The organism is Saccharothrix sp. NRRL B-16348, assembly GCF_001280085.1.
GTDB lineage: Bacteria > Actinomycetota > Actinomycetes > Mycobacteriales > Pseudonocardiaceae > Actinosynnema.
On the sequence record NZ_LGED01000208.1, the window covers coordinates 102,220 to 119,725 of the forward strand.

The following is a 17,506-nucleotide window of genomic DNA, read 5'->3' on the forward strand; positions in this document are numbered from 1 at the left end:
GTGGGCTGCGGCGGAGGTAGGCACAGGTGGTGTGGCGGGGAACCGTGGCCACCGTTGACGTGTCGCCTACACGAGGATGGACGATGTCCGCACCGACGCTGAACCACCTGGCTACCGGCTACGACGCCCGTCAGGCGTACTGCCTCGCGAAGGCCGCCGAACTGGCCTACGGGGGCCGGGCCGAGATCGAGGCCACGGCCGGTGAGTGGGGGTTCGACCGCGTACGTCACCACCACTCGACGTTCAAGCCGCCGTTCGCGATCAGCGACACCCAGGCGTACACGATGGCGAGCCCGACGATGATCGTGACCGCGTTCCGCGGCACCGAGCCGCTGCAGCTGCGGGACTGGTTCTCCGACACGACCATCCCACCGTGGCCCGGACCGGCGAAAACCGGCCTGGTCCACTATGGATTCGCCGCGGCGTTGCGGGCGGTGATCCCGTCCGTGGTCGCGTCCGTCGAGGAGTTGCGCGACGGTGAGCAGACGGTGTGGTTCACCGGGCACAGCCTCGGCGGGGCGCTGGCGATGCTGGCCGCGGCGTGGCTGCACTTCGAGGAGCCGGCGCTCTCGGCGCACGGCGTCTACACCTTCGGGCAGCCCCGCACGTGCAACAACGTCCTGGTCAAGGCCTACGACCGGGCGCTGGCCGGGCGCACGTTCCGGGTGGTCAACAACAACGACATCGTCGCGCAGGTCCCGCCCGGGCCCGTGTTCCGGCACGTCGCGGCGCTGCGCTACATCGACTCCGCCGGCAAGGTCCGCGACTCCATGCCCCGGGTGTCCAAGCTGCTCGACCGCGCCAGGGGTCTGACCGCCGACCTGCTCGCCCCGGCCGCCGACGGGATGCGCGACCACCTCATGAAGGCGTACGTGGCCGCCCTGGAGAAGAACCTCCCCTGAGAACTCCGCACAGGCCCTTGACACAGTGCACCCCTTTCAGGGGCATGACACCCGATAGGTGGTAACCGCTCGCGGGGACTCGACTCGCTGCGGTACCTGTTGCCTGCTGGGGCGGCGGCCCGGCCCGTGCGCGAACTGACCACCCATCCCCGAGAACGAAGGAAGAGCCGTGCTACGACCGAACGCCCACTACCCCACCACCCGACCGCTGTGACGGCCCGCTCCGAGGACTCCGCCCTGCGCGACGGCGACCGGGCCGCGTTGGGCTTCGCCGGCGCGATCAACGCTCGGCTGCGCGAGGTGTTGTGCACCCTGGCCCGCCGCGGCGTCGCGATCCGGCAGGACGACCCGCGCCGTGCCCAGCAGATCCTCGACGCCCTGGCGCCCTGGCCGTTCTACAAGGGCGGCCAGTTCCTGTTCGACCTGCTCGAATGGGAGGACTTCATGCTCGACGGCGAGCCGCCGCCGATCGTGTCCCGCGGCACCTTCGGCGTGCTGCTGGACGCGCCGGTGCGCTGGGTGGACGCCACCGTCGCCGCGATCGACACCCACGCGCCGCGCCCGCTCCGGCAGATCATCGCCCTCCCGCAGGTCCGGTGGATGACCGACACCGCGCAGTCGACCCTGCACGGAGTGGTGCGCGGCCTGACCGGGCTGCTCGCCCCGCCGAGCGCACCCGACACCGACGACGACGCGCTGCCGCCCTTGGAAAGCGGCTTCTACCTCTACGGGGACGTCGTGCTCGGCCTGTTCGACCTCGTCGGCGGACGCCTGCCCCGCGTGGTCGAACCCGTGGATCCCACTGCGGGAGCAGGGGGCGCGCCCTCGATCGCGGTTTTCCCGATCGAGGAGACGTTCCGGGTCGCCCAGGCCGACGAGCTGGAGCACGACTGGACGTTGCGTGGCGACGCCACCCTGGCGGGTGACGACGGCCTGCAACTGACCCCTGCCGCGCCGCAGAAGGCGGGAACGGCGTTGCTCAACGTCCCGTTCCCCTCCACGGCCGGTGTCGCGGTCGACTTCGACTTCTTTTGCGCGGGCGGGAACGGCGACGGTTTCGCGGTCTTCCTCATCGACGGCGCACACGACACCGACGTCGGCGGCTACGGCGCCGGTCTCGGGTACAGCCGCGGTCCCGACGGCAAGGGCGACGGCGTCACCAAGGGATGGCTCGGCCTGGGCTTCGACAAGTGCGGCAACTTCTCCGGCAGCTCGGCCGGGCCGTGCACCGAGGACGTCGGCAAGCCGAACCACATCGTGCTGCGCGGCTCCGGTGACCGCGCCGACGGGTTCGCCTACATCACCGGCGCCCCCGCCCCCGGCGGGTTGGACGCGGTCTGGGCGGACCGGGCGCACGTCCAGGTGCTGATCGTCGACGCCGTGGTGACCGTGCACGTCACCCGTGGCGACGTGACCACGACCGTGATCGACGGTGTCGACCTCAAGCTCGCCCCGGGGCAGGCCCCGATGCCGGAGACGTTCAAGCTCGGCCTGTCCGCGAGCACCGGCGGGGAGATCTCCCGGCACTGCCTGCGCAACCTCGTCGTCGCCCTGCCCGCCGCCCTGCCGCTGACCGTCGACGGCGCCGTCGAGGCCCCGGCCGGCAGCGAGATCAGCTTCACCGCCACCGTCCGCAACGACGGCCCGAACGACGTCCCCGACGCCGTGGTGACCGGCACGATCGACCCGGCGCTGTCCGACGTGGGCATCGCGGTCTCCGGTACCGCCGGCGGCGCGTCGGCCACGGGTGCGGGCAGCGCCGACGACGGCACATTCCGGCAACCGCTCGACCTGCCGGTCGGCGGCGCCGCGACGATCACCGTCACCGGCGTCGTCGACCGCGCGGCCACCGGCGAGGTCACCTGCTCGGCCAAGGTCGAGTCGGAGACGTACAGCAACACCTCGCCGAACGCCTCCGACTCGCACCGCACCCGGCTGACCGAGCACGTCCCGAAGGACGACCTGAAGGTCTGCCAGCACGCGGCGGTCTCGGTCGCGCCCGGCGCCGAGGGGCACATCGCGATCAGCGTCGAGAACCCGGACGACCACCCGATCGACCTGGCGAAGGCCGACCTGGTCTTCGACGCGCCCACCGGGTTCGAGTGGACCGGCACGATCATGTTCACCTACTACAACGTCGGCGGGCAGAGCCAGGGCAGCGGCGAGACGACGCTGACGCCGTCCCTGGAGAACGGCGACCGGCGGCTGCGGCTGACCGGGCTCCAGGAGTTCCGGGCCGACCAGGGCTACGTGCTCACCTACACCCTGGGCATCAGGGCGAAGGCGGACACCGAGCCCGGCCGGTACACCGACGGCAAGGCCGTCGTCGCCGACTCACGACCGCTGCGCCTGACTGCCACCGTGCCGGACACCGCGGAGCCGCAGACCTTCACCAACAACGACACCGCGCTGCCCGTCGTCCAACCCGCCCTGCTGGAGGTCAAGCAGGGCGAAACCGGGTTCATGGCCGTCACCGTCGGCTTCGAGCAGGACACCGGTCAAGCCCTGGACAGCCTCGCCCAGCAGTTCACCGCGCCGTCCGGGTTCCGCTGGAGCGGCTTCGTCTCGTACTCCTACTACACCGGCGGCCGGAACACCCAAGGCAGCCAGGGCGACCTCCAGCACAAGATCACCAGGAACGGCGCCGTCCTGAAGATCACCGGCATACCGCCGCTCAAGGCGTCCAAGGGGTTGTACCTGACCTACGTCCTCGGCCTCACCGCGAACGAGAACGCCACGCCGGGACTGCACGGCAACGGCAAGGCCAAGATCGGCACCGCCCGCGAGCTGGCCCTGCACGCCAAGGTGATGGACAAGGACGAACCTTCCCGCTGCAACCGCTGAGCAGTCCAAGCCCGGCACCGCGGAGTCTGTGCCGCACGTCGTCCGGACACGAGACCATGGAGGACCTGATGTTGAACCTGTTGCCCAAGATCGGTGTCGAGATCCCGTGCAGTTGCCTGGCCGTCAACACCCCGATGACCATCGGCACCAGCCTGTTCACCCTCGACTTCAAGGGCGGCATCAAGATCCGGGTCGAGATCAACCCCAATGAACCGCTCAACTCGGTGCGGCTGCGCGTGGTCGGGCACAAGGTCAGCGCGGAACTGCCCGCGGACGACAGCCTCGGCGGCTCGAAGCCCACCACGATCACGATCGAGCAGAACGACATGGACATCGACGCTAAGAGCGTGCTGCGACTGATCTCGAAGTTCCCGCCGAAGTTCGAGCAGCTCATGGTGCTGAGCTTCACGATGACCATCGACAACCCCGGAGCCGTGCTGCAGAACGCGGGGATCCAGGCGACCGTTCCCGACGAGCCGCTGGTGCTGTCCACCAAGAACCCGGTGCAGTTGACCAGCAAGCTCACGAAGTTCCCGCCGAAGGGCGACCTCTACAAGCTGACGGATCCGATCGAGCTGGTGCTGCCGGACAACCCGGACACCACGATCGTGCGGATCGACCAGTTCCCGGTGAACGTCGGCAAGCTCTGACCTGTCCGGCGGCGCTGTCCTGCCGAGCGGAGGTCCGTGTCACACGGACTCGGGCAGCGCGGCCGGACGTTCGACGGTGATCCGTTGTCGCGGCGCCGCCGGAACCGTCCGCGGTGGGCGGACGGCGGTGGCCGCGAGCACGGCCCCGCGCAGCACGCACACGATCACCAAGGCGAAGAACAAGCCGAACACCACGTGGAACTGCACCAGCACGCCGTACACCGCGGCCGTCGCCAGTCCGAACAGGACCTGGTTGCGCGGCCGGACGGGCGTCGTGCCGGGATCGGTGATCATGTAGTTGGTGAACAGGATGAACGCCGTTCCGCTCAGCGGCAGCAAAGCGCTGACCAGCGAGATGTCCGTGACGCCCCAACGCAGCACCGCCTGGGCGACGAACCCGCCCACCCAGCCGAGGATCAGCGGCAGCTTGCCGGTCAGCCGCGCGTTCACCGTGGTCCCGGCCACCAGCAGCAGGGCCGGGACGACCGCGCCCCACCACCCGGTGACCCCTTCGGTGAACTCGTACGGTGGCGCGATCCCGACCCACGGGAAGGCGAGCAGCACCACGACGATGCCGAAGTTGCTCGGGTTGAGCACGTGCCGTGAGCGTCCACCGACAGGCACCCGGATCACGTACTTGCTCGCGACCCCGACCACCGTGGCGAGCACCGTGGGCAGCAAATTGTCGTTGGCGTACAACAACATCGCGCACGCCATGCCCGTGATGTAGGCCGGCAGCAGGAAGTCCACCACCGCGCCCGGCCGACCGAGCCATCGCGGGCGGCGGCGCTCCGCCGTCGCCTCCACCGAGTCCAGCACGACTTCCGTGACGAGCCCGGCGAGGACCGCGATCACCGGGGTCAGGTACGCCTGCTCGAAGCCGAGCACGGTGTGCCCGAGCACCGTCAGCGCGGTGATGGACAGCCCGAACCGGCGCAGGGCCGCGGAACGGCGATCACGGCCGGTCTTGGTCACTTGTCCTCCCGCACACTGCCGTCGGGTTCCAACCGGAGCACGTGCCAGCCGGGCGACAGGGAGACCGCACCGGTGTGCCGGCGCCCGCACCCGTCCCGCCACGCCAGCCGGACCGGCACCGTGGCGGCCGGGTTCGCACCGAGACCGAAGTGCAGGTCCGCGGCGTTCACCCCGTTGTGGCCGTTGGCCGGGTAGAGCTGCGCCACCCTGGCGCCGCCGTCCGCGGTGACCACCTCGGCCTCCGCGCCGATCGCCGGCCTCGTCGGCCCGCCCGCGCCCGCGACGCACCGGCCGTCACCGGTCGGCAGGCGCAGCCGCAGGCCGAGGAAGCTCCCCGCCGGGGACGTGTTCCGGTACAGGGTCGACGGCGCCCACTGGTTGGCGACCACGAAGTCCAGCCGGCCGTCCGAGTCGACGTCCCCGACCGCGAACGCCCGGCTGACCGCGGCGCTGTCCACGCCGACCCGATCGGCCACGTCCACGAACCGGCCGTCCTGTCCGCGCACGAAGAACGTGTTGCGATCGTGCCCGGACAGGTCGACGCCCTCGGTGAACGTCGGCCACAGCTCGGGGTGGCCGACCACCAGGTCGTTGGACATGGCGAGCTCCTGCAGCTGCGCCCAGCCGTTCTCGGCGCCCGCCACGAACCCGGTCGCGTGCATGACCTCGTCCGCCCCGGCGTTGTCGAAGTCGGCGGCCTTGACGTCCCACGACCAGCCCGACCGGGACAGGCCCAGATCCTCGCTGACGTCGTCGTAGGGCGCCACCCCGTGCCGCAGCCGTTCGGCCATGGCGGTCCGGCCGGCGGTGGCGGCGAAGGCGAAGTTGCTCTCGTGCAGGGCGTACGGCTCGGTGATGTTGCTGACCAGGATGGCCGGCACCCCCGTGCCGAGCAGGTCGGCGAACGCCACCCCCATGCCCTTGAACGAGTCGTGGCCCAGCACCTTCGACTTCGGCGTGGTGGCGTGCCGGACGCCGACGGCCGGGGTGAACGCGAGGTGCCCCGGCGCGGACCCGTTGACCAGCAACCGGTCCGGCCCGAAGTCGTTGGCCACGTACAGCTCCGGCAGCCCATCCCCGTCGAGGTCCTGGGCGGCGAGCGCGAGCGCCCACCCGGTCCGGTCCGCCGGCGCGAACGCGTCGGGTGCCTCGGTGAAGCGCCCTTCGCCGGCGGACCGGAACAGGCGCAGCGTGCCCCCGTTGGCCGCGTGCGAGAGCGAGTCGCTCATGACGGGCTCCGGGGAACCGGCGGTCGGGTCGAGCACCCGGACGCCGTCCGGGAAGTAGTTGCCGAACACCAGGTCGAGCCGGCCGTCACCGTCGAAGTCGCCCGTGGTGGCGGCGTTGGTGTTCCACACCTGCCAAGGGCTCACCAGCTCACGCGCGGTGAACGCGGCGGCCGACGGCGCCACGCCGGGGGTGCGCCGGAACAGCACGGGCGAGCGGCCCCAGTAGTGGACGACCACGTCCTGCCAGCCGTCCTCGTCGAGATCGGTCGGCAGGCAGCCCATCGGCGCCGCGTGCGGCGGCAGCTCGAGGCCGCCGGGTACGAGCGGGAACGGCCGGTAGCGCGCGCCGGTCGTGGGCGCCGGCGCGACGCTCACCGTGTCCGTCCGCGGATCGACCAGGCACAGGTCGTGCGAGACGGCGCCGCCGTCCACGGCGAACAGGCCGGCTCCCGCGCCGAGGGAGGAGATCCAGGACCTGATGCGCTCGTAGTCGGGCGCGACGGGACGCACGCGCCGGGCACCGGGTTGGTCGGCGGGGCTGACCGGGTGGCCGGTGAACGAGAACCGCTGGGCGAGCGCGTCGCGTTCCGCGGCCGACGGCTGGGGCCCGGCGGTCGCGGCGAACACCGCGGCACAGCCGAGCAACGCGACCACCCGGGCGGCGTGCCGGCGCAGGAACGCCCTCACGTCTCCTGCCTCATCGCGATGCTCCGCCGCGCACCAGCGCGCGCTCGAACAACGCGGCGACCAGCAGCGGCTTCGCCTCCCGTTGGAAGTCGACCTCCGGGTGGAACTCGCGCACGGTGCCTTCCAGGACCAGCAGCGACAGGATCGGGAACACGAACTGCGGGTCGGCGTAGAAACCGTGCCGCCGCTGCACGTCGAAGAGCGTGGTGGCGAACGAGATGAGGTCGAACTCCTCCGCCCGCCGGCCGGCGCTCGCCGCCACCAGGGCCGCCAACTCGGCGCGGAAGCCGTCCGGGTCCGCACCTGGCACCGTCGTGGCCGTCGAGGCCACGATGTCCGCGCACGCCGGCCCGTCACCGCGACCCATGCAGTAGAAGAACGCCGCGAACTTCTCCCGCGCCGAGTCCGACAGCCGCACGGTGAACCCGGCGTCCAGGATCACGATCGAGCCGTCCTCCCGGAAGTACAGGTTCCCGGGGTGCAGGTCGCAGTGGACCACGCCGTCGAGGAACAACATCCGGTACACCGCACGCAGCGCGGTCACCACAGCACGTTGCCGGTCCGCCACCGAGAGCTGATCAGGCCGGAAGCGGACCAGGTCGCCGACGAAGTCCATCACCAGCCTGTCCGGTGTGGACAGCTCGCGGTCGACCGCCGGCACGGTCACCCCGGGCACGTCGGCCATGGTCCTCCGGAAGCCGTCCAGCAGCTCGGCCTCGCGGGTGAGGTCGAGCTGCGCCCGGATGCCTTCGGTGAGCTGCCGGGCGATCTCGACGACCGGTGCGCCGCGCAGCACGCGCAGCCGGGCCAGCACCCCGGCGACGCTCTCCAGCACGGCCAGGTCCAGCGGCAACGACCGCACTACCTCCGGCCGACGGACCTTGACGGCGATGTCCCGGCCGCCGGCGACCCGAACGCGGTAGACGCAGGCGATGCTGCCCGACCCGACCAGCGTCGCAGGCGTTCCGGCCAACCCCCGCAGTGCCGCGAACGAGGACGCCGGTTCCGGGCGCACCTGGTCGTGGAGCCGGGCCAGCGCACGGCAGACGTTCGGCGGCAGCAGGTCCGCCCGCGTGCTCAGCAACTGCGCCGCCTTCACGAACGCGGCGCCGAGCTCGACCACCGTGCCCGCCAGCCACGACTCCAGCACGGGCCCGGCCCGGCCCCCGCGCAGCCGGCCGGTCGCCGCCAAGCAGGCCAACAACACCGAGCGCCTACCAAGAACCGCCAGAACCCGTGCGAACCGAAGGATCACCGCGCCCCGGCTGACATTCCCGACGGCCATCCACACGAGCGCCTCCGAATCACACGGGCACGACATCGCGTCGAGACGCTAGCAGCGACCAACCACACCGGCCGACGCACAATCAACCAACGGGAAACACCCGCTTGAGCGAATGCTCTGCCATCAATACGAGTGAAGAAGGTCAACCCCGCAGACCCAGCGTCAACGCCGAACTCCGCGAGGTCGACAATCGGTCAGCCCTGACCGCCCGGACGGCACCGATCGCCGGACCGGAAATGTCTCCGACTACGGTGCGCACACACCACTTTCGAGCAATCGTGAATCCAACGTCACCGCGGGTCGGGCGTCCGTTCGAAGCACGTCTCCAGCACCACGATGGCATTCGTGCCGGACACGCCGGCGATGTCGTGCACGTCCTTCAGCACCGCCTGCAACGCGCGCGTATCGGCCGTGCGCACCTTGAGCAGCAGCGACGCCGTCCCCGCCACGATGTGCGCCTCCTCCACCGCGGGCAGGGCGCGCAGCGCGTCGGCCGTCTCCGGCGAGCCGACCCACGCCGAGGAGTCGACCAGCACGAACGCCAGCACGGCCAACCCGAGCGCGACCGGGTCGATCTCCACGGTCGTCCGTCTGATCACCCCCCGCTCGCGCAGCTTGCGCACCCGCTCGTGCGCCGCCGCCGCCGACAGCCCGACTCGCGCGCCCAGCACGGCGTACGACTGCGCGGCATCGTCCCGCAGGGCCGCCAGCACGGCCCGATCGGTGTCGTCCATCTCCCACCTCCACCTGACGTCATCAAGCAGTATAGGCTGCAAACCAGATGAGATTCGGAGCGCAAGGGGAAACCATGGACGTCATCCCGACCACGGTGGAATCGTTCGACGACCGGCTGCTGCTGTTCGGCGACGACCTGCTGGAACGCCTGGCGACCGGGTGCAAGTGGACCGAGGGCCCTGCCTACGTCCCCGCCGGCCGGTACCTGCTGTTCAGCGACATCCCCAACGACCGCGTCCTGCGCTGGGACGAGACCACCGGCCACGTCGGGGTGTTCCGCTCACCCGCCGGCTACGCCAACGGCCGCACCCTCGACGCGCAGGGCCGCGTGGTCACCTGCGAGCAGGGCGAGCGCCGGGTCGTGCGCACCGAGCACGACGGCTCGACGACGGTCATCGCCGACCGCTTCGACGGCAAGCGGTTCAACAGTCCCAACGACGTCGTGGTCGCGGCCGACGGCGGCGTGTGGTTCACCGATCCGCCCTACGGCATCCTCAGCGACTACGAGGGCGTGCGCGCGGAGTCCGAGATCGGGGCCTGCCACGTCTACCGCGCCGACCCCGTGACGGGCGCGGTCGAGGTCGTCGCGGACGACTTCGTGCGCCCGAACGGCCTCGCGTTCTCCCCCGACGGCACCCGGCTCTACGTCGTGGACACGCGCCGCAACCACATCCGGGGCTTCGACGTGGACGGCGCGCGGCTGCACGGCGGCGACGAGGTGGCCCGCTGCACGAACGGCCAGTTCGACGGCATCCGCCTGGACGAGGAGGGCCGGATCTGGGCCGCCGCCGGGGACGGCGTCCACTGCCTCCACCCCGACGGCACGCTGCTGGGCCGGATCGGCGTGCCCGAGGTGGTGTCGAACGTGTGCTTCGGCGGCCCCAAGCGGAACCGCCTGTTCATCACCGCCACCACCTCGGTCTACACGCTGCTGTTCAACGTCAACGGCACCCGGCCGCCCTACTCGGTCGCCCAGGAATCACCCGGCGCGAACTTGCCCGCCTAGGACGCGGTGACCAAGCGGGTCCACAGTGGACCGTTGACGGCGAATGCACGCGTGGGCCGGAAAATTCCTGCCATTGAAGGAAATTCACGTCGCCGGCCACCACGGTTCGGCAGCTGTTGCGGAGTGGTTCACGAACGACACCGCCCGGAGTTCACGTCCGCCCGCTTCCCTGACCGGACACGTCGAGCGGGGCGACAGGTGCCGCCACCGGGGCGCTGCCCACCTCCCTCGACGGGAAGGAGCAGTGGTGGAACGTCGTACCTTCCTGCGCGCCGCCGTCGCCGGCGGCGGGTCGATGGCCTTCGGTTTCACGCTCTGGAGCGAGGCGCTGGCCTACCCGGCGAAGACCGGGACCAGCCCCTACGGCAGCCTCCAGGCCGCCGACGCCAACGGCATCCAGCTGCCGTCCGGGTTCACCAGCCGGGTGATCGCCCGCTCCACCCAGACCGTGCCCGGCACGGGCTACACCTGGCACAGCGCCCCGGACGGCGGCGCCTGCTTCGCCGACGGCACGGGGTGGGTCTACGTGTCCAACGCCGAGATGGGCAGCGGCGCGGGCGGCGCGAGCGCGGTGCGGTTCGACTCCAGCGGCGCCGTGACCGGCGCCTACAGCGTGTTGTCCGGGACGACCCGCAACTGCGCCGGCGGCGACACCCCGTGGAACACCTGGCTGTCCTGCGAGGAGGTCGACCTCGGCTACGTCTACGAGACGTTCCCGTTCGGCGGCCGGGCGGCGGTCCGGCGGTCGGCGATGGGCCGGTTCAAGCACGAGGCGGCGGCGTGCGACCCGGACCGCAAGGTGATCTACCTGACCGAGGACGAGACGGACGGCTGCTTCTACCGCTTCGTCCCCACCACCTGGGGTGACCTCTCGTCGGGCACCCTCCAGGTGCTCAAGGAGGTCGGCGGCGCGCTCTCCTGGGCCGCCGTGCCCGACCCCGACGGCAGCCCCACCCGCACCCGCAGGCAGGTCTCCGGCGCCAAGGTGTTCAACGGCGGCGAAGGCGCCTACTACCGCAACGGCACGTGCTTCTTCACCACCAAGGGCGACAACCGCGTCTGGGCCTACAACGCCGTGAACAACACCATCGCCATCGCCTACGACGACAACCTCACCGGCAACCCGCCGCTGACCGGCGTCGACAACATCACCGGCGCGACGGTCGGCGACCTCTACGTCGCCGAGGACGGCGGCAACATGGAGATCTGCGTCATCACGCCCGACGACGTCGTCGCCCCGTTCCTCCGCGTCACCAACCAGAGCTCCTCCGAGCTGTGCGGCGTCGCGTTCAACCCCGCCGGCAACCGCCTCTACTTCTCCTCCCAGCGCGGCACCAGCGGCTCCAGCAGCGGCGGCATCACCTACGAGGTCACCGGCCCGTTCCGCACCTCCCTGTAACGGCACCCGCGCCTTCCCGTCGCCGGTCGGCCGAGCCGACCGGCGACGGGTCCCCCAATGGTTCAACCACTGTGCGCGAGTTGTTCCCGCGCACGTCGGCGCCGTGGCACGCGGCCTGACGAGGCTTCTCGCCACCCCACCGGCAGAGAGGCACCTTCATGGCGGAGAACCGAGTCGGACGGCGCGCACTGCTCCAGGCCGCGGTCGCGGTGCCCGCGACCGCGATAGCGCCGGCGGTGCTCGCCCCCGTCGCCCACGGTGACGAGGGCAGGGCCGGCCGACCGGACACCGCCGACCCCCGCTTCACCATCGCGGTGCTGCCCGACACCCAGTACCTGCTCGACGAGGGCGGCTCGGACCCCGAGCCGGTGCGGGTGGCGTTGCGCGAGGTGGCGCGCCGCCGTGACGCCAACGTGGTGTTCCTGACCCACCTGGGCGACGTGACCGAGCACGGCACGGAGACCGAGGTGCGGCTGGCCGACTCGGTGTTCACCGACGGCGTCCCCTACAGCGTGCTGGCGGGCAACCACGACGTGCCGGGCAACACCGACGACCGGCGCGGGCCGACGCCGTTCTCCAGGGTGTTCGGGCCGGAGCGGTTCCGCCGCATGCCGACCTTCGGCGGGTTCGCCCCGGACGGCTACAACAGCTACCACGTGGTCCGCGCCGGCGGGCGGCGGTGGCTGGTGCTCGCGCTGGACTGGCGGGTGTCGGACCAGGGGATCCGGTGGGCGCAGGGCGTGCTGGACCAGCACCGGTCACTGCCCGCCGTCCTCACCACGCACGACCTCGTCGCAGGCAGCCCGGACGCCGAGCTCTCCGCGCACGGCAGGCACCTGTGGGACAACCTGATCCGCCGCAACGACCAGATCTTCCTCACCCTCAACGGGCACTACTGGCCGTCGGGCCGCACCACCCTGGTCAACGACCACGGCCACGCCGTGCACCTGCACCTGACCAACTACCAGGACCGCTACTACGGCGGCGCCGGCATGGTCCGCTTCTACACGTTCGACCTGGCGCGCGACGTCATCGACGTGGAGACGTTCTCGCCGTGGCTGCTGCACCGGGACGGCGACACGCTGCCGGAGAACGAGACCGCGCGGCTGACCGGCGCTGCCGACCGGTTCACGGTGGAGATCGACTTCCGGGAGCGGTTCGCGGGCTTCGCGCCGCCCGTCGTGCCGCCGGCGCGTCCGGCGAGCGCCGTCGTCACCCGTGACACGGTGGCGTACTGGCGGTTCGACGCGGCCGGGTTCCCGGTGGCGGACGGTCCCGTGCCGGCGGGCGCGGTGGCGCGGGACCTCACCGGCCGGGGCAACGACCTCACCGTCACGCGCCTGCACGGGAGCGGCCCGGACGTGCTGACCTGGTCGGCCGAGCACCACGACGGCCAGCCCGCGCACGCGAGCCTGCGCTTCGACGGCGGCCAGCGCCCCGACCGCGGCGCGGTGCTGCGCACGTCCGACACCGCGCCGCTCAACGCCCTGAAGTTCGAGGCCGGCTACACCATCGAGACGTTCTTCAAGCTGCCCGACCCGCTCGTCGGCGACCACGCGTGGATGGGCCTGCTCAGCTGGGAAGGCCGCGCCGGCGACGCCGGCAAGAGCAGCGGCTGGTCCGACGACGAGCCGACGTGCAGCCTCAACCTGTCCGGCGAGCGGTTCCTGCAGTTCGTGGTCTACCCGGTGCCCGTCGACGCCGACCCCACCTCCTGGAGCCACGCCGTGCCGGTCGGGCGGTGGACGCACGTCGCCGTGGTCAACGACGGCCGCCGCACCACGATGTACGTCGACGGCGCGAAGATCGCCCGCAACGCGGCCGAGGAGTCGCGCGGGATCTCCACGCTGGGCAGGCCGTTCGCGCTGGGCGGCACCCAGTTCGCGCTGCGCTACGGCCAAGGCTTCCACGGCTGGATCGGCGACACGCGGATCACCGCGAAGGGCCTGCGCCCCGACCAGTTCCTGACCGCCGTGCGGTGACCGTCATCGCCCCAACGAGGCGCGGAGTCCGCGCGTCGAACGCGGAGATCGCCGCCGAGCCGTTCCTCGGCACCGGCACGGTGAAGGCGCACCTGAGCCGGCTGGGCTGCGCGAACCCGGTGCAGGCGGCGATCGTCGCGCACGAAGCCGGGCTGCCCGCCCCACCCCCAGCAGTGACCCGCACCGCTGCCGGCCCACCGGTGCACCCAGGCGTCAGGCGAGGCCGAGCATCCGGGTGCACCGGTGGACGACGTCGGCGTCACCGTCCACCTTCAGCTCACCCGTGACGATCGCGTCGAACGGGGTCAGCAGGCGGGCGCCGATCTTGACGAAGGTGTCCGCCGCACACGTGATCGTCAGGTCCGGCTCGGCCGCGGAGGCGTGGACGAAGGAGACGGCCCCGCCCCGCACCTCGATGGCGAAGCTGTCGTCGTCCACTCGGAACTCGTAGGTCTCGTCCACGTCGGGGATCCGGTCGCGGTCGATCATCGACTGCAGCGCGAGGAAGCCCCACTCGGCGCGGACGACGTCCTTCGCGTCGCTCTCGCGCAGGAAACCCATGCCCCACTTGGCGATCGCCAGCACGGCGGGCCGCAGGCCCTCGCCCACCTCGGTGAGCCGGTACGACTTGCCCCGCCCGTCCTCGGCCACCGGCCGGTGCTCGACCACGCCCGCTTCGACCAGCGCCCTGAGCCGCTCGGCAAGCAGGTTGGGCCCGATGCCCGGCAGGTTGTCGGCCAGGCCGTTGAACCGCTGCGGTGAGATCATCAGCTCGCGCACGATGAGCAACGTCCACCGCTCCCCGATGATGCCGAGCCCGGCGGCCAACCCGCAGAACTGGCCGTAGTTCCGTCGGGACTTCATCGCGTCGCGCCTTCCGCTGGGACCGTCGGCTTCGGTTCACATCCTGAAGCGACCCGAGCCACTCCGCACCATTTCGACTCTCATCGTAGCGCGCTGACCAGCGGCTACCGGCTCTTGACACGTGGATAGACTCACTATCGAATTCGTAGCGATCTGGGGGTCGCGTCGAACCTTCGATGATTCCCCCTGTGCGAACGGGGGAAGCCATGGGGTCCGGAACCGCGCGCAGGGTGAGGGTCGTCGCCAGGGGTGTGCAGGTGATGGCGCTGAGCCTGGCGTGCTCGGGTGCCGCCGGAGTGGAGGCGGTCCGCCGCCGGGCCACCGCGGGCGGGCGAACCACCGGGCGGTCGTTGGCCGAACGGGTCACCGGGCTGCTGGGCGTGCTGGGGCCGTCGTTCGTCAAGGGCGGCCAGATCCTGAGCACCCGGCAGGACCTGCTGCCCGAGCACTGGCGGGCGGAGTTACGGCGGCTGTACGACGACGTGCCGCCGCCGAGCAGGCGCTCGATCGGGCACGCCCTGCGCCGGGCCTACGGCGAGCGGGAGTCCTGGCCCTTCACGGAGTTCGACCCGCGTCCGACCGCCTGCGGCAGCATCGCCTCCGTGCACCGGGCGGTGCTCGCGGACGGCCGCGTGGTGGCGGTCAAGGTCCGCCGGATGGACATCGAGCGGACCATGGGGCTCGACTCCGAGCTCCTGCGCGGCCTGGCCCGCGCGCTGCGCCGGGTGCCCGCGCTCAAGCGCGTCCCGCTGGACGACCTCGTCGGCCAGGTCGCCGACGCGATGGTCCGCCAGCTCGACTTCACCGCCGAGCACCAGGCACTGAAGACGCTGCGCCGCAACCTGGGCGGGCTGCCGTTCGTCCGGGTGCCCGAGCCCGTCGACGACCTGTGCGCGGACGGCGTGCTGGTGATGGAGTACCTGCCCGGTCTGGCGCCGTTCCGGCCGGACTCGCTCAGCCCGGACCGCCGTCGGGAGATCGCGACCCGCACGCTGCAAGTCGTCTACCGGATGCTGTTCACCGACGGCGTCGTGCACTGCGACCTGCACCCGGGCAACCTCTACCTCGACCGGGACCTCGACGTCGTCATCCTCGACGCCGGGTTCGTGGTCGAACTGCCGGACCGGGTCCGCCGGCTGTTCTCGGCGTTCTTCGCCAACATGGTGCTCGGGCGTGGCAGGCGGTGCGCGGACATCGTCATCGAGAGCGCGTCCTCGTGGACCGGCGACGGCAGCCTGGACGGCTTCCGCCGGGAGATGGCCGAGCTGGTCGAACGGGAGACCGGCGCGCGGTCCGGCGACTTCGAGCTCGCGGTGTTCGCCACCCGGCTGTTCGACCTCCAGCGCAGGCACGGCCTGTACGCGGCACCCGAGTTCGTCTTCCCACTGCTGTCCCTGCTCGTCGTCGAGGGAATGATCAAGAGCCTGGCCTCGGACGTCGACTTCCAGGCCGAGGCGCTGCCGATCCTGCTCGCGAGCCGCGCCGCGGGGTGAACCACCGGTCGCACTGGTCGACCGGAGCACGTACCTCCCACCGAACGGAGAACCACGTGAACGACAACCCTGCCCAGGACGACCAGACCGACGGTTCCGGGGACCGGGCGGACCGCCGCGGCTTCCTCAGGATGGTCGGCGCCGGAGCCGCCGCCGTCGGCGTCGGCCAGTTGGCCGGCCAGGCGACCGCGAGCGCCGCGCCGTCCGCCGAGGCGTCGTCGGGTGACCCGCACATCGCCCTCCGGGTCGTGGACTACGTGGACCGGCACTACGTGCTCGCCGCCGTGCCCGCGGGCGTGCGGCCCGGCATGTGGGACGGTCGGAACCCGTTGCGGCTCAGCGACGGGCTGCGCATCGAGCTGACCAAGGGCCGCGCGGAGGTCCGCCAGGACAAGTACACCGGGGCGATCCTGCTCAAGCCCGGTTCGGGTGAGGTGGTCGAGGCCCGCGCGGTCGCCGAGGCGGGCACCACCGCGGCCCGGCTGGCGGGTTCCACCGGCAGTCGCGCCGTCGCCGGCGAGCCGACGGCCGTCGGGTACGACGCCGGGGCGATCCCGGCGTACCAGCTCTCGGTCGTCGCCGCCGGCGGCGGCGCCTGCGCGTCCATGCTGTCGAGCGCGTCGAGCCTGAAGGCCGCCCTGGAACCGATGACCGCCCACCTGAGCGAGGACCGCCGGAAGGCCGTCTTCGACTCCCTGAAGGACGACTACCCGGTGAACCTGCGGGTGCGCGCCACCGTGCTCGGCAACGTGATCCCGGTGTCGCCGACCGAGCGGCAGATCCAGTGGCGGCACGCCCGCTACTACGGCGTCGAGGACATCCTCGGCCTGCTCAGGTTCACGTACGACGCGCAAGCGCCCTCGGTGCTGTCGATGAAGGCGGCGAACGGCGCGGACTTCTTCCCCTCCCAGGGGCTCAACTCGATCCACTGCCGGATCGAGATGCTCGACCTCGGTCTGACCGGGCTCACCTCGGGCCCGATGCTGCTGCCGAGCGAGAGCCTCACCTGGCCGCCCTACTCGACCCCCATGCACCTCTCGCAGCCCGTGACGTTCTACGACGAGCACGACTCGCAGCGCCCCCTGCTGACCGTGAACGAGAACACGATGTCGCTCTACGACTACAACGGCCTGACGATCAAGAAGATCGGCAGCCGGGTGCACGCGAGCGGCAGGATCGACCTCGCCTACGAGGTCACCAACCAGACCGACTCGGTGATGTCGGGCCGCTGGGTGCTCATCGGCGACCACACGGACACCAGCTTCGCCCACACCGACGCCGCGATCGACCTCGGCCCGGCCGGCTCGGCCAACAGCTCGAAGGTCGTCGAGATCCAGGCTCCCGTCCGCAAGTCGGAGCTGAGCCAGACGGTCGCGTTCGGCGTGATGTCGTTGACCGACCCCATGGTCGTGGGGGTCGACCAGACCACCTTCAAGTTCCCGAATGCGTGAAGAT

General features: G+C 71.3%; 13 protein-coding genes. 8 read left to right on the forward strand and 5 right to left on the reverse strand.

The annotated features are described in order from the left end of the window. The first annotated feature begins 83 nt into the window (after positions 1-83). From ADK67_RS25665 to ADK67_RS49315, 3 genes are all read left to right on the forward strand, one after another. Positions 84-902 carry a lipase family protein gene (locus tag ADK67_RS25665; RefSeq protein ID WP_053719056.1) on the forward strand — a complete coding sequence of 273 codons (819 nt, stop codon included), beginning with the start codon at positions 84-86 and terminating at the stop codon, positions 900-902. A gap of 210 nt (positions 903-1,112) precedes the next feature. Continuing rightward, positions 1,113-3,746 (forward strand): DUF11 domain-containing protein, encoded by a 2,634-nt coding sequence (locus ADK67_RS25670; RefSeq protein WP_053719057.1) that lies wholly within the window; start codon positions 1,113-1,115, stop codon positions 3,744-3,746. A gap of 68 nt (positions 3,747-3,814) precedes the next feature. After that, the gene (locus ADK67_RS49315) at positions 3,815-4,396 is read left to right on the forward strand and encodes a hypothetical protein (RefSeq protein ID WP_157620829.1); all 582 of its coding nucleotides are present in this window, start codon (positions 3,815-3,817) and stop codon (positions 4,394-4,396) included. Between the two features lie 39 nt (positions 4,397-4,435). Here the strand turns inward: ADK67_RS49315 and ADK67_RS25680 are convergent, their stop codons facing one another. The 4 genes from ADK67_RS25680 to ADK67_RS25695 all read right to left on the reverse strand — a co-directional run bounded on the left by ADK67_RS25680 (position 4,436) and on the right by ADK67_RS25695 (position 9,306). Continuing rightward, entirely contained in the window at positions 4,436-5,371 is a 936-nt protein-coding gene (locus ADK67_RS25680; protein WP_157620830.1) for an RnfABCDGE type electron transport complex subunit D, read from the reverse strand. Next, positions 5,368-7,287 carry a CRTAC1 family protein gene (locus ADK67_RS25685; protein WP_053719058.1) on the reverse strand — a complete coding sequence of 640 codons (1,920 nt, stop codon included), beginning with the start codon at positions 7,285-7,287 and terminating at the stop codon, positions 5,368-5,370. Before ADK67_RS25685 ends, ADK67_RS25680 begins: the two co-directional genes overlap by 4 nt. A gap of 10 nt (positions 7,288-7,297) precedes the next feature. Beyond that, entirely contained in the window at positions 7,298-8,494 is a 1,197-nt protein-coding gene (locus ADK67_RS25690; protein ID WP_053719059.1) for an ABC1 kinase family protein, read from the reverse strand. Between the two features lie 368 nt (positions 8,495-8,862). Beyond that, positions 8,863-9,306 (reverse strand): Lrp/AsnC family transcriptional regulator, encoded by a 444-nt coding sequence (locus ADK67_RS25695; RefSeq protein WP_053719060.1) that lies wholly within the window; start codon positions 9,304-9,306, stop codon positions 8,863-8,865. Positions 9,307-9,380: 74 nt separating this feature from the next. On the opposite strand from ADK67_RS25695, the gene ADK67_RS25700 reads away from it, so the two are divergent. From ADK67_RS25700 to ADK67_RS25710, 3 genes are all read left to right on the forward strand, one after another. Further along, a complete protein-coding gene (locus ADK67_RS25700) occupies positions 9,381-10,313 on the forward strand; it encodes an SMP-30/gluconolactonase/LRE family protein (RefSeq protein WP_053719061.1) in 933 nt (310 codons plus the stop codon). A 247-nt stretch (positions 10,314-10,560) separates the two neighbouring features. Next, positions 10,561-11,712 (forward strand): alkaline phosphatase PhoX, encoded by a 1,152-nt coding sequence (locus tag ADK67_RS25705; protein WP_053719131.1) that lies wholly within the window; start codon positions 10,561-10,563, stop codon positions 11,710-11,712. A gap of 158 nt (positions 11,713-11,870) precedes the next feature. After that, a complete protein-coding gene (locus tag ADK67_RS25710) occupies positions 11,871-13,694 on the forward strand; it encodes a LamG-like jellyroll fold domain-containing protein (RefSeq protein WP_053719062.1) in 1,824 nt (607 codons plus the stop codon). A 213-nt stretch (positions 13,695-13,907) separates the two neighbouring features. Here ADK67_RS25710 and ADK67_RS25715 read toward each other — a convergent pair whose 3' ends face one another. After that, the gene (locus ADK67_RS25715) at positions 13,908-14,558 is read right to left on the reverse strand and encodes a winged helix-turn-helix transcriptional regulator (protein WP_053719063.1); all 651 of its coding nucleotides are present in this window, start codon (positions 14,556-14,558) and stop codon (positions 13,908-13,910) included. Positions 14,559-14,818: 260 nt separating this feature from the next. On the opposite strand from ADK67_RS25715, the gene ADK67_RS25720 reads away from it, so the two are divergent. Both ADK67_RS25720 and ADK67_RS25725 read left to right on the forward strand, forming a co-directional pair. Continuing rightward, positions 14,819-16,051: an ABC1 kinase family protein gene (locus ADK67_RS25720; RefSeq protein WP_197289608.1), complete on the forward strand. Its 1,233-nt coding sequence runs from the start codon at positions 14,819-14,821 to the stop codon at positions 16,049-16,051. A 56-nt stretch (positions 16,052-16,107) separates the two neighbouring features. Next, on the forward strand, positions 16,108-17,502 hold the full coding sequence (locus ADK67_RS25725; protein WP_053719065.1) for a hypothetical protein: 1,395 nt from the start codon (positions 16,108-16,110) through the stop codon (positions 17,500-17,502). The last annotated feature ends 4 nt before the right edge of the window (positions 17,503-17,506 follow it).